Source organism: Bifidobacterium choerinum (assembly GCF_002761235.1).
Taxonomy (GTDB): domain Bacteria; phylum Actinomycetota; class Actinomycetes; order Actinomycetales; family Bifidobacteriaceae; genus Bifidobacterium; species Bifidobacterium choerinum.
Genome location: NZ_CP018044.1, coordinates 1,861,612 through 1,883,798 on the forward strand (window position 1 = coordinate 1,861,612; position 22,187 = coordinate 1,883,798).

Genomic DNA, 22,187 nt, shown 5'->3' on the forward strand with positions numbered 1-22,187 from the left:
CATACCACATGGCGAAAGGAGCCGATCATGGCAGACATCAAGGAACACTTCGAGGATTTCAAGGACCGCATGGAGGAGCGTCACGAGGAGCATGAGGCGAACCGCGACGAGAAGCGCGCCGAGCGCGCCGAGGAGCACGCCGCCAAGGTGATCGCCAAGGAGGACGAGAAGATCGTCAAGGCCGCCGGCGACCCGCAGGCCAAGCTCGAGAAGGTCACCGACAAGGCCGACGACAAGAAGGACAAGGCCGAAGGCAAGGCGGCCGCCGAAGAGGCCAAGGCCACCGAGGAGCAGGTCGAACTCAACGACCGCTTCGGCCGCCAGCTCAACCTCGACGACTGATCGGACACATCCGGTCCACGACGAGAAGACGGGGCGCGATCGCATCGATCGCGCCCCGTCTTCTCGTATCCGCCGCATCGGACGCCGTGCGGCTCGTCCTACACTGGGAGACAGGGCCGCACACGGCCCACCGATCGGAAGGACGACGATGAACGACACGAACGACACGACCAACGATGACGAGAAGACGGCGCGCGACGCGCTGGCGACGATGCCGAAGGCGGAGCTCCATCTGCATATCGAGGGCACGCTCGAACCCGAACTCGCGTTCGAACTCGCCCGCCGCAACGACGTGCCGTTGCCCTGGGGCACGCTCGACGAGCTGCGGGCGCAGTACCGCTTCGAGAACCTGCAGTCCTTCCTCGACCTCTACTACGCGCTGATGAGGACGCTGCGCACGGCCGACGACTTCCGCGACCTCATGCTCGCCTACCTCAGGCGGGCGGCCGCGGACGGCGTCATGCACGCCGAGATCTTCTTCGACCCGCAGGTGCACGCGTTCACCGACCACGTCGCCTACGACGACGTCCTCGACGGTCTGCGCGAAGGCCTGCGGATCGGCGAGAAACGCTACGGCGTCACCGGCGCGCTGATCCTGAGCCTCGTACGAGACATGGACGTCGCCACGGCCGACCGGATTCTCGACATGGCACAGGCGCGCAAAGACGAGATCGTCGGAATCGGCCTCGACTCCGCCGAGGTCGGCTATCCGCCGTCGATGTTCGTCGACCAGTTCGCCCGCGCACGCTCCTTCGGATGGCACGCCGTCGCGCACGCCGGCGAGGAGGGGCCCGCCGACTACATCCGCCAGGCGCTCGACCTGCTGCACGCCGAACGCATCGACCACGGCATCCACGTGCTCGACGACGACGAGCTCGAAGCCCGGCTGATCCGCGACCGGATACCGCTCACCTGCTGCCCGCTGTCCAACCTGCGCCTGCAGGTCGTCGGCTCGATCGACGACCATCCGCTGCCGCGCATGGTGCGCGATGGGCTCGTCTGCACGATCAACTCCGACGATCCCGCCTACTTCGGCGGCTACGCCGCCGCCAACTACGCCGCGCTCGCCGGGGCCGGCATGCCGCCTGACACGCTCGCCGCGCTCGCGGCCAATTCGATCGAGGCGTCCTTCGCCGGCGACGCCGACAAGGAGCGCATGCGTGCACGGCTCGCCGACTGGCGCGACGCGCACGGCCTGTGAGGTGGCATGCGCCCCATGGCGCGACCGCCGCATGACGCCTTCGGCGCAAAAGCGGCCGCCGTGCCATGCCTTGCGCTGCGGCGCATGGCAAGCCGGTGGGAAGGACGAACATAAGGAGCGCACCCATGGCAGCAACCATCGAATCCATCACCAGGCAGATCATCGACGACCCGCGCGACGCCGCATTCACCGCGCGCGGCGAGAGGCCGGTGTTCTCGGCGCAGTCGGACGCGGTCATCACGATCGTCGGCCAGTCGCCGAGCCTCGACGCGCAGCGCAGCGGGCTGTGCTGGGACGACCGCAGCGGCGACACGCTGTGAGCATGGCTCGGCGTGGACAGGGAGACCTTCTACGAATCGGGCAAGTTCGCGCTCGTGCCGATGGACTTCTACTACCTCGGCGACAAAGCGGGCGGCAAGGGCGACGAAGGCCCGCGTCCGTGGGTGGCACCGACCTTCCATCCCGAGATCATGAAGCTGCTGCCGCATGTGCGGCTGACGATCCTCGCCGGCTCATACGCGGTGCGCTACTATCTGGGCCAGGATCCGAAGGCACGCCTCGAGGACACGGTCAGGGACTTCGCGCGGTACCTGCCGGAGTACTTCCCGATCGTCCACCCCTCCGGCCGCACCGACATCTGGCGCACCGAGCATCCGTGGTTCGACGAGACGGTGGTCCCGGCGCTGCGCGAGCACGTGCATGCGCTGCTCGACGACTGAGGGCCGGCCGGACTCACGCCTGCATGGGCAAAAGGGCCCCGGGACGCCGTATCATCGGCGTCCCGGGGCCCTCGCCGTCGCGGTGCGGATCACACGCGGCGCAGCTGCGCGGCGATCTTGATCGCCTCGACGCTCGCGCCGGCCTTGTTGCGCGTCTCCATCCACTCGTTCTCGGGCACCGAGTCGAGCACGAGGCCGGCCCCCGCCTGGACCGAGGCCTGATGGTCGCGGATGAATGCGGTGCGGATCGCAATCGCCATGTCCATGTTGCCGGAGAAGTCGAAATAGCCGACGGTGCCGCCGTAGATGCCGCGGTCGGCCGGTTCCATCCGGTCGATCAGTTCGATCGCCTTCGGCTTGGGCGCTCCGGAGAGCGTTCCGGCCGGGAACGCCGACGTGAACACGTCCATGACGGTCATGTCGGGGCGCACCCGTCCGGTGACGGTCGAGCAGATGTGCATGATGTGGCTGTAGCGCAGCACGTCCATCAGCGAGACGACCTCGACCGATTCGGGTTCGCACACGCGGCTCAGGTCGTTGCGCGCCAGATCGACGAGCATAATGTGCTCGCTGCGTTCCTTGGGATCGGCGAGCAGCTCGTCGTGCAGCCGCTCGTCCTCCTCCGGCGTCGCGCCGCGCGGACGGGAGCCTGCGATCGGGAAGCTCATCGCCAGGCCGTCGTCGACCTTGATGAGCGTCTCCGGCGACGAGCCGATGACGTTGAAGTCGCGGCCCTGCGCGTCGGTGAGTGTCATGAAGTACATGTAGGGGCTCGGGTTGAGCGTGCGCAGCACACGGTAGACGTCGAAGGGGTCGGCCGGCGAGTCGATGTCGAGACGCTGCGAGCCGACGACCTGGAACACGTCGCCGTCGATGATGTGGCGTCGCGAACGCTCCACCATCGCGAGGAAGTCCTCTTTCCTCGTCCGGAACCGCAGTTCGGGCTGCGGAATCGAGGGGTCGAGCACGTCGACGCGGAACTCGTCCTGCGTCGGCGTGGCCGCCCGCACCTGCATGAGCTCCACGCGGGCGACCGCCTCGTCGTAGGCGGCGTCGGCGCGCGTGGGGCGGTCGTCGACGTTCACGGCGTTCGCGATGAGCCACACCGAGCCGTTCTTGTGGTCGACGACGGCGATGTCGGTGGCCAGCGCGAGCGTCAGTTCGCTCTGCCCGGTCTCATCGGGCGCGTTCGCCGGCAGCGTCGGCTCCCAATGGCGGATCACGTCCCAGCCGACGTTGCCGACGAGGCCGCCCGTTAGGTTCGGCAGACCGTCGATCCGCGGCGCATGCAGCACGTCGAGCGTCGCGCGCGCCACGTCGATGACGTCGCCGTCGCGCGGCACGCCCGCCGGCACGGTGCCGAGCCAGTCGGCGCGCCCGCCGTTCGAACGCAGCTGTGCCATCGAATCGACGCCGATGAAGCTGTAGCGGCTCCATGTGCCGCTCGTCTCGGCCGATTCGAGGATGAAGGTGCCGGAACGTCGTCCGGCGAGACGCTCGTACAGGCCGACCGGTGTCAGCGAATCCGCGAGGATCCTGCGCACGATCGGGATGATACGGTAACCTTCGGCCGCCAGTGCATGGAAGCGCTCACGGCTCGGCCAGGTCTCCCCCCAGCCCAGATCGGACACGCTGTTGACGCTCATGCCTGCTCCTCCTGTCCTTCGGGGCGCATGCCGACGACGGCCGGCAGCAGACCGCCCTCGTCGAAGCAGCTGCGCTTGCCGGTGTGGCACGCCGCGCCGACCTGGTCGACTTCGACGAGCAGCGCGTCGCCGTCGCAGTCGAGGCTCACCGACTTCACGTACTGCACATGGCCGGAGGTGTCCCCCTTGCGCCAATACTCCTGGCGGGACCTCGACCAGAACGTCACACGGCCGCCTGTCAGCGTGCGGCGCAGCGCCTCGTCGTCCATGTAGCCGACCATGAGCACCTCACGGGTGTCGTACTGCTGGACGACGGCGCACACGAGCCCCTTGTCGTCGTACTTGAGCCGCGCTTTGATGCGCGGGTCGAGCATCACGAAATTGTCGTAGGTCTTCTCAGCTTCGCTGCCCATCATGCTCCCATATCATCGTTCGCGAACAACAGACCACATCATCATACGCGCGCATGCCGCGCACGCTCAGCGCACCGTGTAGCCGGCGGCGCGCAGTGCGTCCTTGACCTCGCCGATCGTGACCTTGCCGTAATGGAAGATCGACGCGGCGAGCACGGCGTCGGCGCCGGCCGCGACCGCCGGCGGGAAGTCGGAGGCCTTGCCCGCGCCGCCCGAGGCGATGATGGGGATCGAGACGACCTCGCGCATCGCACGGATCATCTCAAGGTCAAAGCCCTGCTGCGTGCCGTCGGCATCCATCGAATTGAGCAGGATCTCGCCGGCGCCGAGCTCCTCGGCGCGCTTCGCCCACCACAGCGCGTCGATGCCGGTCGATTTGCGTCCGCCCATCGTCGTGACCTCGAATCCCGAACGCGTATGCCGTTCGCCGCGCTCGCGGCGCGCGTCGACGGACAGGACGAGCACCTGGTTGCCGAATCGTTCGGCGACGCGGGAGATCAGCGTCGGATCGTTGATCGCAGCCGTGTTCACGCCCACCTTGTCGGCGCCGCAGCGCAGCAGCGAATCAACGTCCTCGGGCGTGCGTACGCCGCCGCCGACGGTCAGCGGGATGAAGATCTGCTCGGCGGTGCGCGTGACGACATCGATCATCGTCTGGCGATGCGAGCTCGACGCGGTCACATCAAGGAAGGTCAGCTCGTCGGCGCCCTGACGGTAGTATTCGGCGGCGAGCTCGACCGGGTCGCCCGCATCGCGCAGGTTCTCGAAGTGGACGCCTTTGACGACGCGTCCGGCGTCGACGTCGAGACATGGGATAACACGGACCGCCAACGGCATGGTCGCACCTCTTTCGAATCGTTGCTGACTCAACACGGAACGCCACCAGCGTACCGATTCCCTGTTACAACGCGCCGCACGCGCCGCCCACGCGACCGCATGCCGAAACGGCCGGGCCTGCATCCCCGAGCCGTTCCGGGACGCGAAATCGTTGGAACCGCGCGGATGCAACCGCAGGTTGCCGCGGAAGTCGACGGTTGCATCCGCCGATGCAACCGAAAGGTGGTAGCGCGGCTTTCGCATACCGGGCATAGTTGGTGCCATGGAGCCGACGACGGTAGCGTCGATACGGCCACGGTCAGGAAAGGACACGGACATGACCTTCAGGGACAATCTGCAGTACCTGCGCGCCCAACGCAACATGACGCAGGAGCAGCTCGCGATGCTGCTCGGCGTCTCGAGACAGGCGATCAGCAAATGGGAGGGCGACAAGGCCTATCCGGAGATGGACAAGCTGCTGATGATGTGCGACCTGTTCGGCGTGACGCTCGACGATCTCGTCATCGGCGACGTGCGCGACGGACGCGCCGAGACCGCAGCGGCCGACGACACCGGGGACGAACGCCCAAAAGCGCCCGTCGGCGCCGGCGCGACGATGCTCGCCGAGCCGTCCGCGCTGCCGCAGGACATCACCGGCTATGACGAGCACATGCGTTCCTTCGACCGCAAGATCGTCGCCGGCGTCTTCGCCGTCATCTTCGGCGTCGGCGTCGGCCTGCTGTTCGACGGCGACAACAGCGTGCCGGTGTCGGCCTCGATCGGCGAATTCCTCGTGTTCCTGTGCATCTCGATCGGCGTGCTCGTCGCGCTCGCGTTCTTCGTGCCCGCGGGTCTGGGCCACGCCGAGTTCATGCGCCGCCATCCCTTCGTCGAGGACTTCTACACCGGCGAGGACCGCCGTCAGGCGGCGCACACGCTCGCGGTCAGCCTCATCTTCGGCGTCGGCCTGATCCTCATCGCCTGCGGCTTCATGGTCTACGCCGACGGCGTCATGCACATGGACGAGGGATGGCCGGTCGCACTGTTCATGATGATCGTCGCCGGCGGCGTGGCCGCATGCACGTACGGTGGCATGAACTACGCGCGCGTGAACGTCGAGGAGTACAACAAGGCGGCGATCCGCGAGGAGCGCAGCCGCAGCATGGACACGGTCGAGGGCGTCAACGGCGCGATCTGCGGCACGATCATGATCGTCGCGACGATTGTGGGCCTTTCGATGCTGTTCTTCTTCGACGGCGGCCCCAAAGGCATGTTCTGGATGTCGTGGGTCATCGGCGGCCTGCTGTGCGCAATCGCGTCGATCGTCACGAACGCGATCGCCGAACGCCGCGACCGGCGCTGAACGGCGCGCGCCGGCATGGCGTGCGTCAGCGCATCTCGAGCGCGATCTCGCTGCCGAAGGTGTTCGGTGTGCCGTCCGTCACCTGCAGCAGCACCGGCGCCGCCGCGTCGAGGAGCACATAGGCGAGCTGGATCGATGTTTTCGTGCCGGGAAGCACCTTGCGGAAGCGTGACGCGTCCTCGAAACCAGCCGGCCTCTCTTCGCCGTAGGCGGCCTGTTCGAGCACGATGCCGTGCTGCGAGACAGTGAAGGTCGGCACCAGCCCTGTCGTGTACGCCGTCGTGTTCTCCCATTCGACGGTGAGCAGCACCGTCGCGCGGCCCTGCGCGTCGTCCGTCGCGTGCACCGCCGTGACCGATTCGATCGTCGGCCGCTTCGTCGTCGCGCTCGTCTGAGTCGAGGCCTCCTCGACCTCCCCGTCGCCGGCCGCGCCGCGCACATCGATTGTCTCCGCGGGCGCGGCCTGCAGTACGGGAGGCGCACTCATCGCCTTCGCCTGCCATCCGCCGAGGAAGCCCAGCGCGAGCACGAGCGCCGCGCCGCCGCCGAGCGCCGCCATGCCGGCTCCGGCCTTCCTCCCCCGTCGCCGACGCGCGTGGCCGCCCGCCGCCGGCGACCTTCTCGCGTGCGCTCCACCCATACGATGCTCGTTTCTCGTCATGCCTGCACGGGGCATGCGGCCCGGCCGCGCACCCCGATTATGTCCATGGGCATTGTAGCGGGGTGCACGTTGAAGGCGCCGTCGACGGTCTCACTGTAAGACGCCTTCAACGAATCTTCACATCGACCCCTGTGACCACGCCGCCGACAGGGCATCTCCGCCGCCTTCAGCGCTCCCGCCTGCGCCACGCGAAGACAGCGACGGCCGCCGCCATGCACACGAGCGCATACAGGCACACGATCCACAGATGCGGCCAGATCCGACCGTCGGCGCCGCCAAGCGCCGCGACGACCGCCTGCGTCGCATGATAGAACGGCAACGCCTGCACGATACGGCGGAACGTCTCCCCCATGATCGCCAACGGCACGGTGACTCCCGACAGGATGAAGGCCAGCGTCGTGAGCATCGCCCCGCACACGCCGCCGACCGCGCGATCGCTCATCACACAGCCGCACAGCAGCCCAATCGCCGTATACATGAGCGCGACCGGCAGCACGACCACGACGCCCAGCAGCAGACGCGCAGAGACATGCCAGCCGAACAGGCCCGCGCACAGGAACGTGACAAGCGACTGCGCAAGCGAGACGACGAGCATCGGCACCGTATAGCCGAACATGAAATCCGCCGACGTCATCGGCGAGACGAACAACCTCGCCAGGAAGCTCGACGTACGGTCCTTCGCCAGCAGCATCCCCGAGAACAACGACAGGAACACCGGCGCATAGGCCGCGATCGACGCCGTCAGATCGCCGATCGACATGGCACGCGCGCCGGGCATCTGACCGACCTGACGGTAGATGACCGACAACGCCCACAGCAGCAGCGCCGGGAAGGCCATGCCGAAGAACAGGTTCACCGAAGCGCGCAGCACCTCCTTGACCGTACGCACTGAGAACAGCCACACCCTGCGCGCGCTCATCGTGCACCTCCCGCCAACGCGACGAACGCGTCCTCCAACGTGGACGCGCCCGTCTTCTCCTTGAGCTGCTCGACGGTGCCGGTTGCGACGACACTGCCGGCGACCATGATCGCGACCATGTCCGCAAGCGTCTCGACCTCCTCGAGGTAATGCGTCGTCAGCAGCATCGTCGTGCTGCCCTTGAGCGACGCGATGACCTTCCACAGCTCCCGGCGCGCGAACACGTCGAGACCGACCGTCGGCTCGTCGAGGAACAGGATCTTCGGCGACGTGATGAGCCCCATCGCGATGCTCAGACGCCGGCGCATGCCTCCCGACAGCGCCGACGCGCGCCGCGAGGCTACGTCGGCGAGCGAGAACACGTCGATGACGTGGCGCGCGCTCGCGACGGCCTTCGCATGCGGCTGCCCGTAGATGCCGGCGATGAGCTCGAGGTTCTCCCGGACCGTAAGGTTCTGCGCGACGGCCGTCTCCTGCGGCGCGACGTTGATGCGCTCGCGGATCCATGCGCCGTCCTTGAGGATCGACTTGCCGAGCAGGTAGGCGTCGCCGCTCGTCGGGCGCGTCAGCCCGGTGAGCATCGAGATCGTCGTCGTCTTGCCGGCGCCGTTGACGCCGAGCAGCGCGAAGAGACTCCCCTCGGCGACGGTGATGTTCTCATGGTCGACGGCGACGAGGTCGCCGTACCGTTTCGTCAGATCGACGGTGCGTATCGCATCCATCTCATGCTTCCTTTCCGGATTCGAGGTCCGCCTTGAGAGCCCGGTAGACCTGCGACGTGGAGCGTTCGACAAAGTCGGCATCCCAGTCGAGGTAGCGTGTGGCGATCATCGTGGCGAGGCCGTGCACATACACCCACAGCTGCGTGTGGAATTCGAGGGCCCGTGCCTCGGTGACGCCGAGCTGGCGGGCGACGATCGCCACGATCGGCTCGACGTCACGTTCGGCCTGCCTCATCTCCTCGTCGGTACGCGGACGCATGAACAGCATCGCGAACAGCTGCGGCTCGCGTCTGGCGAAGTCGACGTAGGCGAGGCCGCTCGACAGATATGGACGGTCGGTGCCGCGCTCCATCGCGTCGGCGACGAAGGCGTTGTACGTCTCGTTCGCTCGCCGCCAGACGGCGTGCTGCACCTCTTCCATGCCGGCGAAGCGGCTGAAGATCGGACGCACCGAGCAACCGAGGCGTGCGGCGAGCGAACGCGCGGACAGCGCATCCTCCCCGTCCTCACGCACGATTGCGAAGGCGGATTCGACAATCTGCTCGCGTGTGTATTGCTGTGCGCGCGGCATCGCGGCCTCCCTCCCCGCGCGTACTTCAACGCGCGGAACATAATGTAACAGGTGTTACGTAACAGTTGTTACATTACTTAGCGTCCCTCTTCGGCGCAAGTTCCGGCGATTGCGCAGGGCCGATTTCGGCCGCCGACACGATGAAGGCCCGCCCATCCGTTCGTGGATGGGCGGGCCTTCGCGGCCTGCGGGCGCTCAGGAACGCTGCGGCATCGTCATGTCGATCGTCTTGGCGGCGAGCTGTCCGCAGGCGCCGTCGATGTCTTGGCCGCGCGTGTCGCGCAGCGTCGCGGTGATGCCGGCGTCATGCAGGATCTCAAGGAACCTCGCCTCGTCCTCGGGTTTCGACGCCGTCCATTTCGACCCCTCGATCGGGTTGAGCGGGATCGGGTTGACATGCGCCCAGTTGTCGCCGTAGTGGTTGAGCTTGTTCGCGAGCTGGCGCGCGTGCACCTCCTGATCGTTGATGCCGCGCATCAGCGCGTATTCGATGCTCACGCGCCGCTTGCTCGCCAGATAGTAGTCATGCGCGGCGTCGAGGACCTGATCGACGTTGAAGCGCCTGTTCATCGGCACGAGCTCGTCGCGCAGATCGTCGTTCGGCGCGTGCAGCGACACGGCGAGGCGCACCGGCAGCCCCTCCTGCGCGAGGCGGCGGATGCCGGGGACGACGCCGACGGTCGAGACCGTGATGTTGCGCGTCGAGATGCCGAAGCCGTCGGGCGGCATCGCGCCGATCTGACGCACCGCGGAGACGATGGCGCGATAGTTGCCCATCGGCTCGCCCATGCCCATGAACACGACGTTGCTCAGACGCCCCGGACCTCCCGCGACCTCGCCGCGCGCCATCATGCCGGCGGCGATGCGCACCTGTTCGAGGATCTCGCCGGTGGACATGTTGCGCGTCAGCCCCAGCTGGCCGGTCGCACAGAACGGGCAGCCCATGCCGCAGCCGACCTGCGACGAGATGCACAGCGTCGTGCGGTTGGGATACCGCATGAGCACCGATTCGATCTTCGAGCCGTCGAACAGGTTCCACAGCGTCTTGATTGTCTGCCCGTCGTCGGCCACCTGACGTGTCACCTCGTCGATCAGTGTCGGGAAGAACGCCTCCTGAACCGGTTCGCGCAGCGCCGCCGGCAGATCGGTGAAATCGGCGGCGTCGGCGTCGAAACGGCCGTAGTAGTGGTTGGCGAGCTGCTTGACGCGGAACCTCGGCATGCCGAGCTCCTTCGCGCGCTCCTCGCGTTCGTCGACGGTCATGTCGGCGAAATGCAGCGGCGGCTTGCCCCGTCGAGCGTGGTCCTTCGCGAGCACGTCGCGGAACGCCCCGGTGGTGCCGCCGGGCGTGATGCCGCTGTCCGCGTCGTCATGCGGATGCGCGGCGGGGCGGAAGGTGTCGTTGGAGTTCATGATGGAATCGGCTTTCCTCGGGGAATCGTGATGGTTCGGACGGTGCGCGGCGCTCAGACGTCACAGACCGGTCATCCACAGCAGCACGCAGATGAACGGCGCGCACAGCAGGATGGAGTCGACGCGGTCGAGGATGCCGCCGTGCCCCTTGAGCAGGTGACCCATGTCCTTGATGCCCAGATCACGTTTGATCAGCGACGCGCACAGGTCGCCGAAAGTGCCGACGACGCCGATCATGACGCCGGCGACGATCGGCACCCACCAGCGCGACGCCCACATCGGCGCCTCGTAGGTGCACGCGAAGACGGCGAAACAGCCGGCCATCGCGAACAGGATCGAGCCGAGCAGACCTTCGACCGATTTCTTTGGCGAGATCGTCGGACACAGCTTGTGCCGGCCGAACCACGCGCCGGCGAACAGACCGCCGGTGTCGCTCAGCGCCGGCATGAACACGATGAGGATCGCATGGGCGACCGGATGCCCGTTGAAGGTGAGCGGCATGATGATGCACGAAGCGAGCAGCGGAATGTAGAGCACGGTGAACATCGAGACGGCCACCTGCGTCAGGCGGCTGTGCGGCTCGTCGGCGCGCGGCTGCGCCTGTGCAGGCGTCGCGGTCGTTGCCTTGCCGGCGACGACCTTCGATGTGCGCCCGTTGAGCGTGATCTGCAGGCTCGCCGTGACGGCGACGACGAGCAGCGACGCCAGCACGCCGACGGCCATCGCCACGACATGGCGGTCGCAGAAGTAGACGGAGAGCAGCGTCGCCGTCGAGCAGATCCAGAGCGTGAGCACAGGGATGCGCAGGCCGCGCGTCGCGAAGTCCACGCGCAGCTCCCACAGCGCGGGGAGCATGAAGACGACGACGAGGAGCGCGAACAGCATCGGACTGATGAACAGGCACGCGAGGATGATCACGATGAGAACAACGGCCGTGGCGACGGCCTGCGGCATGTTCCTGCCGGTCCTCTTGTTGATCTGCTGAAGCTTCTCTTCGGCCTCACGGGATTGCTGCATATGCGGCATCATGGCCCTCCTTCGGGAACATGCGCGACGACGTGCACCGGCGGGGTCCGCCCGGTGCACAACAAGGATGCGCCTGCGCGCCGGGCGTCGCTTGAAGCCGTGGCGGTCGCGCGCAGGCGCATCGTCTCGGGGAGGATCAGACCTCCATGATCTCCTTCTGCTTGCCTTCGAGCAGGGCGTCGAGTTCATCGGTGATCTGCTTGGTGACCTTGTCGAGATCCTTGAGCAGACGATCGCCCTCGTCCTCGCCCATCTCGCCGTCCTTGACGGCCTTGTCGATCGCTTCCTTCGTCTTGCGACGGATGTTGCGCACGGCGACCTTGCCGTCCTCGGCCTTCGTCTTGGCGAGCTTGACGTATTCCTTGCGGCGGTCCTCAGTGAGCTCCGGCATCGTCAGCAGGATCTGCGCGCCGTTGCGGCGCGGGCTCGCGCCGAGGTCGGAGTCGCGCAGCGCCTTCTCGACGGCGTTCGCCTGCGACGGGTCGAAGGGCGTCACCGACAGCGTGCGCGGCTCCGGCACGCCGATCGTGGCAACCGACTTGAGCGGCGTCGGCGCGCCGTAGTATTCGACGACGATGCCGTTGAGCAGCGCCGGGTTGGCGCGGCCGGTGCGGATGCCGGAGAAGTTCTCCTTCGTCGATTCGACGGACTTCGCCATCTGCGCCTTGGCCTGATCCACAAGATTTGCCATGTTTGTTCTCCTTTGATGAAACCTGTTGTCGGCGTCGTGGGCGTCACACGGCGTTCATGCCAGCTGCGACTCCCCGTTGGACACCAGCGTACCAATCGACTCGCCGAGCAACGCGCGGGTGACGTCGCCGGGCGCCTCGAGCCCGAACACGCGGATGTGCTGGTCGTTGTCACGCGCCATCGCCATCGCCGAGGCGTCCATAACCGCGAGGTTGTCGACGAGCGCGCGCTTGTAGCTCAGGCGCGCGAAGCGCTTTGCGTCCGGGTCCTTGCGCGGGTCGGAGGTGTAGACGCCGTCGACGCCGTTCTTACCCATGAGCACCTCATCGCAGTGAATCTCGAGCGAACGCTGGATCGAGACGGTGTCGGTCGAGAAGTATGGCATGCCGGCGCCGGCGCCGAAGATGACGACGCGGCCTTTCTCGAGGTGGCGGATCGCCTTGAGCGGGATGTACGGCTCGGCGACCTGCCCCATCGTGATCGCCGTCTGCACGCGCGTCGCCTGGCCTTCCTGCTCGAGGAAGTCCTGCAGCGCGAGGCAGTTCATGACGGTGCCGAGCATACCCATATAGTCACCGCGGGAACGATCGATGCCCGCCTGCTGCAGTTCGGCGCCGCGGAAGAAGTTGCCCCCACCGGTGACGATCGCCACCTGCACGCCGGCTTCGACGGCCGGCACGATCTCGGAGGCGATGCGCCGCACGACACCGGTGTCGATGCCGACGCTGCCGCCGCCGAAGGCCTCCCCCGAGAGCTTGAGCAACACCCTGCGCGGTTCGGATTGCGTCGTTTCCTCTGCCATATCATGCCTTCCTCGTCGATGGATCGCAAAATACCGTCTTTCAGAGTATCGGTGCCGTTCGACACCGCGGCGGGGAGGCATATGAACGCGGATGGGGCCGCGCACCCTCACGGCGCGCGGCCCCATCCGCGTTCATCATCGATGCGCGGTCGCGTCAGTCGACGTCGGCCTCCGGGCCCTTGCCGACCTCGAGGCGGGCGAAGGCGAGAGCCTGACCGCCGACCTCCTTGAACAGGTCGCCGATCGTCTTCGACGGTTCCTTGACGTAGGCCTGCTCGAGCAGCACGTTCTCCTTGAAGAACGCGTTGAGGCGGCCTTCGACGATCTTCGGGACGATCTTCTCCGGCTTGCCCTCGGCGAGCGACTTCTCGGTGGCGACGCGGCGTTCGCTCTCGACGACGTCCTCCGGGACGTCCTCGCGGGTGAGCCAGCGGGCGCCCATCGCGGAGATCTGCAGCGCGGCCTCATGGGCCACGGCGGCGCCGGCCTCGTCGGTCGCAATCATCGCGACGATGCTCGGCGGCATCTCGGCGGACTTCTTATGGGCGTAGATCTCAACGCGCGGGCCGGTGATCTTCGCGAACTGGCCGACCTTGACGTGCTCGCCGAACAGCGCGGCCGCCTCCTCGATGTCGGTCTTCACGTCGCCGTCGGCGGACGGCGCGTTGAGGACGTCGTCGATGCTGTTCGCGTCGGCCTTGACGGCGTCGGCGAGGACGGTGTTCGAGAAGTCGACGAACTTCGGGGTCTTCGCGACGAAGTCGGTCTCCGAGTTGAGCTCGACGGCGTAGCCGGTCTGGCCGTTCGCGGAATCGACGACGGTCGACGCGATCGTGCCTTCCTGGGCCTTGCGGCCCTCACGCTTGCCGGCGGCCTGAATGCCCTTGGCGCGGATGATCTCCTTCGCGCGTGCGACGTCGCCTTCGGCCTCGGTGAGCGCCTTCTTGACGTCCATCATGCCGGCGCCGGTCTCCTCGCGGACCTGCTTGATCAATGCTGCGGTGATTGCTGCCATTGATGTCTCCTTGGTTGAATTGAAAAGAAAAAGTGTATGGAGGCAGGCGGATGGCGGCGGGTCGCCGCCATCCGCTCGGGATCACTTGGCCTCGGTGTCCTGCTCGGCCTGCGCGGCCTCGAAGTGGGCGTCCGAACGGGCGGCCTCGGAGGAGGCGCCTTCGGCCTCGTCGTCCTTGAGCACGGCGCTCTCGGTGACGACTGCGTTCTCACGGTCGGTGTTCTCGAGCAGTTCCTTCTCCCAGGCGGCCATCGGCTGCTCGGTGGAGGTGCCTTCGCTCTGTGCGCTCTTTCCGGAACGCTCGAGCAGGCCTTCGGCGACGGCGTCAGCGAAGAGCGTCGTCAGCAGCTCGATGCCGCGGATCGCGTCGTCGTTCGCCGGGATCGGGTACTCGACGGTCTCCGGATCGGCGTTGGTGTCGACGATCGCGACGACCGGGATGCCGAGCTTGTGGGCTTCCTCGACCGCGAGGGCCTCCTTGTTGACGTCCACGACGAACATCGCGGAAGGCGTGCGGTTCATGTTGCGGATGCCGCCGAGCTGCTTCTCCAGCTTGTCCTTCTCGCGCTCGAGGAGCAGGAGCTCCTTCTTCGTCAGGCCAGAGCCATGCACGTCGGAGAAGTCCATCTCCTCGAGTTCCTTGAGGCGCGTGACGCGCTTGGAGACGGTCTGGAAGTTGGTCAGCATGCCGCCGAGCCAACGCTCGGAGACGTACGGCATGTTCACGCGGGTGGCCTGGGTCTTGATGGCCTCCTGAGCCTGCTTCTTCGTGCCGACGAACAGCACCGTGCCGTTGTGCGCGACGGTCGTCTTGATGAAGTCGTAGGCGACGTCGATCAGGTCGAGCGTCTTGAACAGGTTGATGATGTAGATGCCGTTGCGCTCCGTGAGGATGTACTGCTTCATCTTCGGGTTCCAACGGCGGGTCTGGTGTCCGAACTGGAGACCGGCCTTGAGCATCTCGCTCATCGTGATCTGAGCCATGGTATCGCTACCTTTCTTGTCGGTTATTGCCTGGCCATGCGGCATTGCGTGCAATCTCGCCCCGGGGGCTCGACCGACCGACACAAGCCGTCGCTCGCATGGCGCGTTGTCATGGTGCGCCGGTTGGGGATGTTCGGTGGCGTCCCATGCGCGCGACTGCACGGGGCGCCGGTTGGCACACCGCTGACGAATATAGCATGCGCCCCTCCCAGAATCAATGGTTCCGCGAGGGGCGCACACGGGTCGCTTCGAACGGTCAGGAGTTCAGGCTGCGCATGCGGCGCATCGCGGCGCGACGCTCGTCCTTCTCGAGCCGATCGATGTAGACGTGGCCGTCGAGATGGTCGGTCTCATGCTGGAGCATGCGTCCCATGATGCCGTCGCCTTCGAGGACGACCTCGTTGCCGTCGAGGTCGATGCCGCGCACGCGCGCGTAGTCGGCGCGGCGCGTCTTGTACCACAGGCCGGGCAGCGACAGGCAACCCTCGTCGCCGTACTGTTCGCCGCGCGTCTCCTCGAGCACCGGGTTAAGCACGTAGCCGACGGTGCCGTCGATGTTGTAGGAGAAGGCGCGCAGACCGACGCCGATCTGGTTGGCGGACAGGCCCGCACGGCCCGGGTCGTCGACGGTGTCGAGCAGGTCCTCGACGAGGCGCCGCACCGCCGGCGTAATCTCGGTGATCGGATCGCACGGCGTGCGCAGGACCGGATCGGGTACGACTCGTATTTCACGGATTGCCACTGTTGCTCCTCTGTTATATCAGTTCCTCTATTGGGGTGTTGGTTCGCCGATGCGGATGCGGCCGTCATGCCGCGTCCGCATCGTCCTTCGCATCGGCGCCGGCGTCCGGCTGCGCGTCGTCGTTCCGTTCGCGCGCGGCGTCGCCGTGCTCGTCGCGCCATTCGCCGAGGCGCTCATGGACGTTGTCGATCGCCTGGCGCACGCGCGGCGTCACGTTCTCGGATGCGGCGCGCACGCTTTCGCCGGCCTTCTTGACCGTCTCGGTCGTGCTTTCCAGGATCTGCATGCCGACGTTCGGCGTGCGCACGGCGGCCACCGGCGCGTACAGCTCCCCGTCGATGACCTCGGCGTACCGCGTGAGCACCTTGGGGCGCACGACCTTCATGCTCGCGGTCATCGTGCCGTCCTCGAGGCTGAAGTCGCGGGGCAGCACGATGAACTTGCGCACCGATTCGGCGCGCGAGACCTCAGCGTTCGCCCGGTCGATGTACTGCTGGATGAACGAGTGGACGGCGTCGCTTTCGGCGACGTCCTCCATCGGCATGCGCGGGTCGAGCCCCTGCTCGGCGAGCCACGACGGCGTCATCTCCGGGTCGAGCGTCACGAGGGCGCCGATGAACGGCCGGTTGTCGCCGACGACGACGGCGTGCGCGACGATCGGGCATTCGCAGATCGTGCCCTCCATCGGCGCCGGGGAGACGTTCTTGCCGCCGGCGGTGATGATGATGTCCTTCTTGCGTCCGGTGATGTACAGGAATCCCTCGTCGTCGATCGTGCCGAGGTCGCCGGTGTGCAGCCAGCCGCTCGGATCGAGGACCTCGTCGGTCTTGTCCGGGTTGCGGTAGTAGCCGAGGAAGACGTTCGGCCCCTTGACCTCGATCTCGCCGTCCTCGGCGGTGCGGATCGCCATGCCGGGACCGGGGCGTCCCACCGAGCCGGGGCGGTTCGCCTTCTGCCAGTTGACGACCATCGGCGCCGCGGTCTCGGTCATGCCGTAGCCCTGGATGAACGTGATGTCGTCCATGCCGTTGAAGAAATGCACGAGGTCGGTGTTGATCGGCGCGCCGCCGCATGCGAGGTAGCGCAGGTTCGGGCCCAGCGCCGAGCGGAACGACGAGGCGACGGTGCCCATGTAGAAGGAGTGCTTCATACGCATGACGGCCGACGGCCGCTTGTGCTCGACCTCCATCTTCGACCATGCGACGAAGTGCTTGAAGGCGTTCGCGAAGATGCGTCCGCGCATGCCGGTGCCGGCCTTCTGCGACGCGGCGTTGTACACCTTCTCGAAGACGCGCGGCACGCCGAGCAGGTAGGTCGGCTTGAAGCCGCGCAAGTCGGCGAGCAGGTGCTTCGCGCCGGGCGCGTAGCCGACGACGCCGTGGCCGCCGATCGCCGTGTACTGGATGTAGCGCGCGAAGCAATGCGCCAGCGGCAGGAACAGCAGCAGACGGTTCGGCTCGTAGAGCATCTCCGGCAGGATCTCGTAGCCGTTTTTGACGATGTGCGTGAAGTTGCGGTGCGACAGCATCGCGCCCTTCGGCCTGCCGGTCGAGCCCGACGTGAAGACGATCGTCAGCAGGTCGTCAGCGCGCACGCGTCCGATCGCCTCGTCGAGCTCGTCGTCATCGATCGCCTCGCCGTAGTCGATGAGTGCGTCGAGCGCGCCGTTCTTGAGGTTGAAGACGTGCTTGAGGCCCGGATGTTCGGCGGCGATGTAGTCGAGCGTATGCGTATGCGCCTCGTCGCCGCCGAAGGCGATGAGCGGATCGACCTCCTCGACGATCGAGGCCGCCTGCTTGAGCGAATCGGTCTCGTAGATAGGCACGGACACGGCGCCGATCGCCGCGCAGGCGAAGTCGAGGACGCCCCACTCGTAGCAGGTGGCTGAATAGAGCACGACCATCGTGCCCTGCTTCGCGCCGATGGCCATGAGGCCCTTGGCGACGCTGCGCACCTGGGCGAGCATCTCCCCTGCCATCACGTCGTTCCACTGGCGCGTCCGCTCGTCCTTCCATTGGGCGATCAGGTCGCCCGGGTCGGCGATCGCGCGGTCGGACAGCAGCGAGTATACCGTGTCCTTCTGCGTGGTCACGTAGATATTGTCGAGTCCGTATTCCCTGAGCATGCCTCCCACTATAACGCACGGCCGCGCATGCGGCCGCGCGCTTCAGCCGAGGTCAATCATGTCGCACACCCAGCGCGACCCATGGCGCACGAGGCGCATGTTGCCGCAGTGGGGCGTCGCGCCGAGCGTGATGTGGATCGAGATCTCCAGCGTCTGCTCGTTGAGCATCATCGCATGCACGAGACGCGGCATGACCGGCGCGTAGCGCAGGCGCAGCGCAGGCGCGGGAAGCTGGTCCGGATTGCCTTCGAGCACCGAGCGCATCGTCTCGATGCGCCTGATGCATTCGGGCCTGACGTATTTGGCGAGCGAGCTGCCGGTCTGGCGTGCGCGCATGACCTCGACCGCCGCGCAGATGGTGCGGCAGATCTGCATCACCAGATTGCGGATGTAGGCGTCCGTGTACTCGTGCTCGAAGCACAGCTGCACATGGTAGTGCAGCGATTCGTCGCGCACCGCCAGCGGGATGTCGCCGTCGTAGGACGGCAGCGCGCGGCGTCGTGCGCCGCGCTGCATGCGATCCACGGCGCGCATGTCCTCGATGCGCGCGCGTTCGGCGCGGCGGCGGTCGCGCTCGACCGCCTCGTCGAACTCCCTGCAGCTGCGCTCGTCCATCTCCTTGTAGAACGCGGCCAGTCCCAGATCGAGGACATCCTCCTCCTCGTCGGCGTCGTCGGTCTCGTCGACAGCGTCGGCGGCGGCGAAGTCGTCATGTCGCCGGTCGTCTTCATCATGCCGGCAACCGTCTTCGTCATACCGGTAGTCGTCCTCGTCATGGTCGTCATGGCGATAGTCGTCGTTGGCGTTCATCGGGTGTTCCCTCCCCCTGTGTTGAGCCCGCCCCTCAGGGATCTTCCCCCGCGCGCCCCGCCGTGGCCGTGGCGCGCGAACCATATCCCTGATGCTGTACTTCGTTTATCATGACGGGCCCGCCTTTCCCGGAGCGGACCGTGAGGCCGGCGGGTCGTCCCGTCGAACACGAATGTAGCGTATTCCGGCGCGGAATACCAACGGTTGCAGCAACCGATGTCCATTTGTGGAAAACCTCCCCGATATCCACATCGTCAATGATTCATTGTGGATAACGGAAAACGTCCCGGACGTTAAGCCCTTAACATGTTGCTTTTCGGGCGTTTTCCGACGTCGCCGTTGAATACGTTTGCACATTGAACTATGTGACCGACAACATAAATATGGACATTTGAAGCAGATTTGTCTAATCCACATAGTGGGCAAATTGCGAGTTCTGCGATTTTCGCAATCCCCTCACATTATGCCATACGCGGAAACTCATGTGCCGAAGCCGACCCCATCCCCATGCACGCCGGCGCCACGCATCCCATGTCCGACGATCGCGGGTCGCCGGAACGCGGAACGGGGGCCGCCGCCGCACGGCATCGTCCATGCGGCGGCGGCCCCCGTTCCCGGGGAGGCGCCGGTCAGCGTCCGGTGGGCGTCACGACGACATCGCAACGCTGGAAGTTCTTAAGGTCGACGTATCCGGTCGACGCCATCGCGCGCCGCAGCGCGCCGATGAAGTTCGTCATGCCGTCGGCCATGTGGCTCGGCCCGTACAGGATCTCCTCGAGCGTGCCGACGGTGCCGACGTCGGAGCGGAAGCCGCGCGGCAGCGTCGCATGGCGCGCCTCCGCGCCCCAGTGCTTGCCGTGGCCGGGCGCCTCCTTGGCGCGTGCGAGCGGCGCACCGAGCATGCACGCGTCGGCGCCCATCGCCAGCGCGGTCACGAAGCTGCCGGAGTCGCCCATGCCGCCGTCGGCGATGACCTGCACATAGCGGCCGCCGGACTCGTCCATGTAGTCGCGGCGCGCCTCGGCCACGTCGGAGATCGCCGTCGCGAGCGGCACATGCACGCCGATCGTCTTGCGCACGGCGGAGACGGCACCGCCGCCGAACCCGACGAGGACGCCGGCGGCGCCCGCACGCATCAGATGCAGCGCCGCCGTGTAGTTCGCGGCGCCGCCGACGATGACCGGCACGTCGAGGTCGTAGATGAACTTCTTGAGGTTGAGCGGCTCGTGGTCGGTCGAGACATGCTCGGCGGAGACGGCGGTGCCGCGGATGACGAAGAGGTCGACGCCGGCCTCGAGCACCGTGGAGTAGTACTGCTGCGTGCGCTGCGGCGACAGGGCGCCGGCGACGGTCACGCCGGCGTCGCGAATCTCATGCAGCCTCGAGACGATGAGCTCCGGCTTGATCGGCTCGGCGTACGCCTGCTGCAGGTAGGCGGTGGCCTCCTGGGGGCCGAGCGCGGCGATATGCTCGAGGATCGGCTCCGGGTCGTCGTAACGGGTCCACAGGCCTTCGAGGTCGAGGACGCCGACGGTGCCGAGACGGCCGAGCTCGATCGCCGTCTTCGGGCTCGTCACCGAGTCCATCGGCGCGCCGATGACCGGGATGTCGAACTGGTAGGCGTCCACCTGCCAGGCGGTGGAGACGTCCTGCGGATCGCGTGTGCGGCGGGACGGGACGATCGCGATGTCGTCGAGACCATAGGCGATGCGGCCCTTCTTGCCGAGGCCGATTTCAATTTCCTGAGACATGGCTCCTAGGCTAATGCGCAGCTGTGACACGGGCGCGACGCGGTTTTTGGACAATCGTCCGTGGACGAAACAGTCATGCGCTATGCATGTCTATGGAAACGTTCCGATCACTCATTGGAGGAATCCCCCATGACGAAAATCAAGGTCGAAGGCACGGTCGTCGAGCTCGACGGCGACGAGATGACGCACGTCATCTGGAAGGACATCAAGGACCGTCTCATCCTGCCCTACCTCGACGTCAACCTCGACTACTATGACCTGAGCATCCAGAACCGCGACGCGACCGACGACCAAGTGACGATCGACGCCGCCGAGGCGATCAAGCGCGAGCACGTCGGCGTCAAATGCGCGACGATCACGCCCGACGAGGCGCGCGTCGAGGAGTTCGGCCTCAAGAAGATGTGGAAGTCGCCGAACGGCACGATCCGCAACATCCTCGGCGGCACGATCTTCCGCGAGCCGATCGTCATCTCGAACATCCCGCGCCTCGTGCCGGGCTGGACGAAGCCGATCGTCGTCGCCCGCCACGCCTTCGGCGACCAGTACAAGGCGACCGACTTCAAGGTCCCGGGCCCGGGAAGCCTGACGGTGACCTTCACACCGCAGGACGGCTCCGCGCCGATCGAGCATCTCGTCTTCGACTATCCGGGATCCGGCGTCGCGCAGGTGCAGTACAACCTCGACGACTCGATCCGCGGCTTCGCGCGCGCCTGCTTCAACTACGGACTGCTGCGCGGCTACCCGGTCTACCTGTCCACGAAGAACACGATCCTCAAAGCATACGACGGCGAGTTCAAGGACATCTTCGCCGAGGTGTTCGAGACCGAATACAAGGAACGCTACGAGCAGGAGGGCCTCACCTACGAGCACCGCCTCATCGACGACATGGTCGCCAGCTCCCTCAAGTGGCACGGCGGCTACGTGTGGGCCTGCAAGAACTACGACGGCGACGTGCAGTCCGACACCGTCGCACAGGGCTTCGGCTCGCTCGGCCTGATGACCTCGGTGCTGATGACCCCCGACGGCCAGACCGTCGAGGCCGAGGCCGCGCACGGCACCGTCACCCGCCACTACCGCCGCTGGCAGAAGGGCGAGAAGACGTCGACGAACCCGATCGCGTCGATCTACGCGTGGACGGGCGGCCTCAAGCACCGCGCGAAGCTCGACGGCACGCCCGATGTCGCCGACTTCGCCGAGAAGCTCGAGCAGACGATCATCGCGACCGTCGAGGGCGGCCAGATGACGAAGGACCTCGCGCTGCTCATCGGCCCCGATCATCCGTGGCTCGACACCGAAGGCTTCATGGACGCGCTCGACGAGAACCTGAACAAGGCGCTGCGCGGCTGATCCCATACGCTCCGCCCCCCGATGCCTCCCTCCCGCAACCGGGGAGGGAGGCATCATGCGTCTTGCCGACTTCCTCGGGTACAATCGTTCCCGTCCCATTCCCCACAAG

At 66.5% G+C, this 22,187-nt stretch carries 23 protein-coding genes; 6 read left to right on the top strand and 17 right to left on the bottom strand.

The annotated features are described in order from the left end of the window. Positions 1-27 precede the first annotated feature (27 nt). The 4 genes from BcFMB_RS07595 to BcFMB_RS07605 all read left to right on the top strand — a co-directional run bounded on the left by BcFMB_RS07595 (position 28) and on the right by BcFMB_RS07605 (position 2,262). Positions 28-342, top strand: coding sequence for a hypothetical protein (locus tag BcFMB_RS07595; protein WP_099721445.1), 315 nt, complete (start codon positions 28-30; stop codon positions 340-342). Between the two features lie 148 nt (positions 343-490). Further along, positions 491-1,543 (top strand): adenosine deaminase, encoded by a 1,053-nt coding sequence (locus BcFMB_RS07600; protein ID WP_099721446.1) that lies wholly within the window; start codon positions 491-493, stop codon positions 1,541-1,543. 125 nt (positions 1,544-1,668) lie between these two features. Further along, complete coding sequence (locus tag BcFMB_RS09880; RefSeq protein WP_232513787.1) at positions 1,669-1,863, top strand: uracil-DNA glycosylase family protein; 195 nt, start codon at positions 1,669-1,671, stop codon at positions 1,861-1,863. 12 nt (positions 1,864-1,875) lie between these two features. Beyond that, positions 1,876-2,262, top strand: a complete 387-nt coding sequence (locus BcFMB_RS07605; protein WP_232513788.1) for a uracil-DNA glycosylase family protein — start codon at positions 1,876-1,878, stop codon at positions 2,260-2,262. Between the two features lie 89 nt (positions 2,263-2,351). Here the strand turns inward: BcFMB_RS07605 and BcFMB_RS07610 are convergent, their stop codons facing one another. The 3 genes from BcFMB_RS07610 to hisF all read right to left on the bottom strand — a co-directional run bounded on the left by BcFMB_RS07610 (position 2,352) and on the right by hisF (position 5,158). Beyond that, on the bottom strand, positions 2,352-3,908 hold the full coding sequence (locus BcFMB_RS07610) for a chorismate-binding protein (RefSeq protein WP_099721447.1): 1,557 nt from the start codon (positions 3,906-3,908) through the stop codon (positions 2,352-2,354). Continuing rightward, positions 3,905-4,321: a phosphoribosyl-AMP cyclohydrolase gene (gene hisI, locus BcFMB_RS07615; protein WP_099721761.1), complete on the bottom strand. Its 417-nt coding sequence runs from the start codon at positions 4,319-4,321 to the stop codon at positions 3,905-3,907. Before hisI ends, BcFMB_RS07610 begins: the two co-directional genes overlap by 4 nt. Before the next feature lie 66 nt (positions 4,322-4,387). Further along, entirely contained in the window at positions 4,388-5,158 is a 771-nt protein-coding gene (gene hisF, locus BcFMB_RS07620) for an imidazole glycerol phosphate synthase subunit HisF (protein ID WP_026645266.1), read from the bottom strand. A gap of 316 nt (positions 5,159-5,474) precedes the next feature. Between hisF and BcFMB_RS07625 the strand changes: the two genes are divergently transcribed. Continuing rightward, on the top strand, positions 5,475-6,500 hold the full coding sequence (locus tag BcFMB_RS07625) for a helix-turn-helix transcriptional regulator (protein ID WP_099721448.1): 1,026 nt from the start codon (positions 5,475-5,477) through the stop codon (positions 6,498-6,500). 25 nt (positions 6,501-6,525) lie between these two features. Here BcFMB_RS07625 and BcFMB_RS07630 read toward each other — a convergent pair whose 3' ends face one another. The 14 genes from BcFMB_RS07630 to BcFMB_RS07695 form a co-directional block, all read right to left on the bottom strand. Then, on the bottom strand, positions 6,526-7,059 hold the full coding sequence (locus tag BcFMB_RS07630; RefSeq protein ID WP_024541299.1) for a DUF5067 domain-containing protein: 534 nt from the start codon (positions 7,057-7,059) through the stop codon (positions 6,526-6,528). Positions 7,060-7,327: 268 nt separating this feature from the next. Continuing rightward, positions 7,328-8,080 (bottom strand): ABC transporter permease, encoded by a 753-nt coding sequence (locus tag BcFMB_RS07635; protein ID WP_099721450.1) that lies wholly within the window; start codon positions 8,078-8,080, stop codon positions 7,328-7,330. Beyond that, on the bottom strand, positions 8,077-8,802 hold the full coding sequence (locus BcFMB_RS07640; RefSeq protein ID WP_099721451.1) for an ABC transporter ATP-binding protein: 726 nt from the start codon (positions 8,800-8,802) through the stop codon (positions 8,077-8,079). Before BcFMB_RS07640 ends, BcFMB_RS07635 begins: the two co-directional genes overlap by 4 nt. A gap of 1 nt (position 8,803) precedes the next feature. Continuing rightward, positions 8,804-9,373 (bottom strand): TetR/AcrR family transcriptional regulator, encoded by a 570-nt coding sequence (locus BcFMB_RS07645; protein WP_024541296.1) that lies wholly within the window; start codon positions 9,371-9,373, stop codon positions 8,804-8,806. A 195-nt stretch (positions 9,374-9,568) separates the two neighbouring features. After that, on the bottom strand, positions 9,569-10,786 hold the full coding sequence (gene rlmN, locus BcFMB_RS07650) for a dual-specificity RNA methyltransferase RlmN (protein WP_024541295.1): 1,218 nt from the start codon (positions 10,784-10,786) through the stop codon (positions 9,569-9,571). A 60-nt stretch (positions 10,787-10,846) separates the two neighbouring features. Then, on the bottom strand, positions 10,847-11,815 hold the full coding sequence (locus tag BcFMB_RS07655; RefSeq protein WP_024541294.1) for a phosphatidate cytidylyltransferase: 969 nt from the start codon (positions 11,813-11,815) through the stop codon (positions 10,847-10,849). A gap of 133 nt (positions 11,816-11,948) precedes the next feature. After that, positions 11,949-12,503 (bottom strand): ribosome recycling factor, encoded by a 555-nt coding sequence (frr, locus tag BcFMB_RS07660; protein WP_024541293.1) that lies wholly within the window; start codon positions 12,501-12,503, stop codon positions 11,949-11,951. A 54-nt stretch (positions 12,504-12,557) separates the two neighbouring features. After that, positions 12,558-13,304, bottom strand: a complete 747-nt coding sequence (gene pyrH, locus BcFMB_RS07665) for a UMP kinase (RefSeq protein ID WP_024541292.1) — start codon at positions 13,302-13,304, stop codon at positions 12,558-12,560. Positions 13,305-13,458: 154 nt separating this feature from the next. Beyond that, positions 13,459-14,319: a translation elongation factor Ts gene (tsf, locus tag BcFMB_RS07670; RefSeq protein WP_024541291.1), complete on the bottom strand. Its 861-nt coding sequence runs from the start codon at positions 14,317-14,319 to the stop codon at positions 13,459-13,461. Positions 14,320-14,400: 81 nt separating this feature from the next. Next, positions 14,401-15,303: a 30S ribosomal protein S2 gene (gene rpsB, locus BcFMB_RS07675; protein WP_024541290.1), complete on the bottom strand. Its 903-nt coding sequence runs from the start codon at positions 15,301-15,303 to the stop codon at positions 14,401-14,403. A 256-nt stretch (positions 15,304-15,559) separates the two neighbouring features. Further along, complete coding sequence (locus tag BcFMB_RS07680) at positions 15,560-16,045, bottom strand: peptide deformylase (protein ID WP_024541289.1); 486 nt, start codon at positions 16,043-16,045, stop codon at positions 15,560-15,562. 64 nt (positions 16,046-16,109) lie between these two features. Further along, entirely contained in the window at positions 16,110-18,170 is a 2,061-nt protein-coding gene (locus BcFMB_RS07685; RefSeq protein ID WP_099721452.1) for an AMP-dependent synthetase/ligase, read from the bottom strand. A 42-nt stretch (positions 18,171-18,212) separates the two neighbouring features. Next, positions 18,213-18,980, bottom strand: coding sequence for an Rv3235 family protein (locus tag BcFMB_RS07690; RefSeq protein ID WP_099721453.1), 768 nt, complete (start codon positions 18,978-18,980; stop codon positions 18,213-18,215). Between the two features lie 629 nt (positions 18,981-19,609). Continuing rightward, positions 19,610-20,731 (bottom strand): GuaB3 family IMP dehydrogenase-related protein, encoded by a 1,122-nt coding sequence (locus BcFMB_RS07695; RefSeq protein ID WP_024541286.1) that lies wholly within the window; start codon positions 20,729-20,731, stop codon positions 19,610-19,612. Positions 20,732-20,860: 129 nt separating this feature from the next. Here BcFMB_RS07695 and BcFMB_RS07700 point away from each other — a divergent pair, with 129 nt between their 5' ends. After that, positions 20,861-22,078, top strand: coding sequence for an NADP-dependent isocitrate dehydrogenase (locus BcFMB_RS07700; protein ID WP_099721454.1), 1,218 nt, complete (start codon positions 20,861-20,863; stop codon positions 22,076-22,078). Positions 22,079-22,187 lie beyond the last annotated feature (109 nt).

What these genes read in the sequence shown, in the direction of transcription:
- BcFMB_RS07595 (WP_099721445.1), top strand. Translation starts at nt 28, where the DNA reads ATGGCAGACATCAAGGAACACTTCGAGGATTTCAAGGACCGCATGGAG.
- BcFMB_RS07600 (WP_099721446.1), top strand. Translation starts at nt 491, where the DNA reads ATGAACGACACGAACGACACGACCAACGATGACGAGAAGACGGCGCGC.
- BcFMB_RS09880 (WP_232513787.1), top strand. Translation starts at nt 1,669, where the DNA reads ATGGCAGCAACCATCGAATCCATCACCAGGCAGATCATCGACGACCCG.
- BcFMB_RS07610 (WP_099721447.1), bottom strand. Translation starts at nt 3,908, where the DNA reads ATGAGCGTCAACAGCGTGTCCGATCTGGGCTGGGGGGAGACCTGGCCG.
- hisI (WP_099721761.1), bottom strand. Translation starts at nt 4,321, where the DNA reads ATGGGCAGCGAAGCTGAGAAGACCTACGACAATTTCGTGATGCTCGAC.
- hisF (WP_026645266.1), bottom strand. Translation starts at nt 5,158, where the DNA reads ATGCCGTTGGCGGTCCGTGTTATCCCATGTCTCGACGTCGACGCCGGA.
- BcFMB_RS07625 (WP_099721448.1), top strand. Translation starts at nt 5,475, where the DNA reads ATGACCTTCAGGGACAATCTGCAGTACCTGCGCGCCCAACGCAACATG.
- BcFMB_RS07630 (WP_024541299.1), bottom strand. Translation starts at nt 7,059, where the DNA reads ATGGCGGCGCTCGGCGGCGGCGCGGCGCTCGTGCTCGCGCTGGGCTTC.
- BcFMB_RS07635 (WP_099721450.1), bottom strand. Translation starts at nt 8,080, where the DNA reads ATGAGCGCGCGCAGGGTGTGGCTGTTCTCAGTGCGTACGGTCAAGGAG.
- BcFMB_RS07640 (WP_099721451.1), bottom strand. Translation starts at nt 8,802, where the DNA reads ATGGATGCGATACGCACCGTCGATCTGACGAAACGGTACGGCGACCTC.
- BcFMB_RS07645 (WP_024541296.1), bottom strand. Translation starts at nt 9,373, where the DNA reads ATGCCGCGCGCACAGCAATACACACGCGAGCAGATTGTCGAATCCGCC.
- rlmN (WP_024541295.1), bottom strand. Translation starts at nt 10,786, where the DNA reads ATGAACTCCAACGACACCTTCCGCCCCGCCGCGCATCCGCATGACGAC.
- BcFMB_RS07655 (WP_024541294.1), bottom strand. Translation starts at nt 11,815, where the DNA reads ATGATGCCGCATATGCAGCAATCCCGTGAGGCCGAAGAGAAGCTTCAG.
- frr (WP_024541293.1), bottom strand. Translation starts at nt 12,503, where the DNA reads ATGGCAAATCTTGTGGATCAGGCCAAGGCGCAGATGGCGAAGTCCGTC.
- pyrH (WP_024541292.1), bottom strand. Translation starts at nt 13,304, where the DNA reads ATGGCAGAGGAAACGACGCAATCCGAACCGCGCAGGGTGTTGCTCAAG.
- tsf (WP_024541291.1), bottom strand. Translation starts at nt 14,319, where the DNA reads ATGGCAGCAATCACCGCAGCATTGATCAAGCAGGTCCGCGAGGAGACC.
- rpsB (WP_024541290.1), bottom strand. Translation starts at nt 15,303, where the DNA reads ATGGCTCAGATCACGATGAGCGAGATGCTCAAGGCCGGTCTCCAGTTC.
- BcFMB_RS07685 (WP_099721452.1), bottom strand. Translation starts at nt 18,170, where the DNA reads ATGCTCAGGGAATACGGACTCGACAATATCTACGTGACCACGCAGAAG.
- BcFMB_RS07690 (WP_099721453.1), bottom strand. Translation starts at nt 18,980, where the DNA reads ATGAACGCCAACGACGACTATCGCCATGACGACCATGACGAGGACGAC.
- BcFMB_RS07695 (WP_024541286.1), bottom strand. Translation starts at nt 20,731, where the DNA reads ATGTCTCAGGAAATTGAAATCGGCCTCGGCAAGAAGGGCCGCATCGCC.
- BcFMB_RS07700 (WP_099721454.1), top strand. Translation starts at nt 20,861, where the DNA reads ATGACGAAAATCAAGGTCGAAGGCACGGTCGTCGAGCTCGACGGCGAC.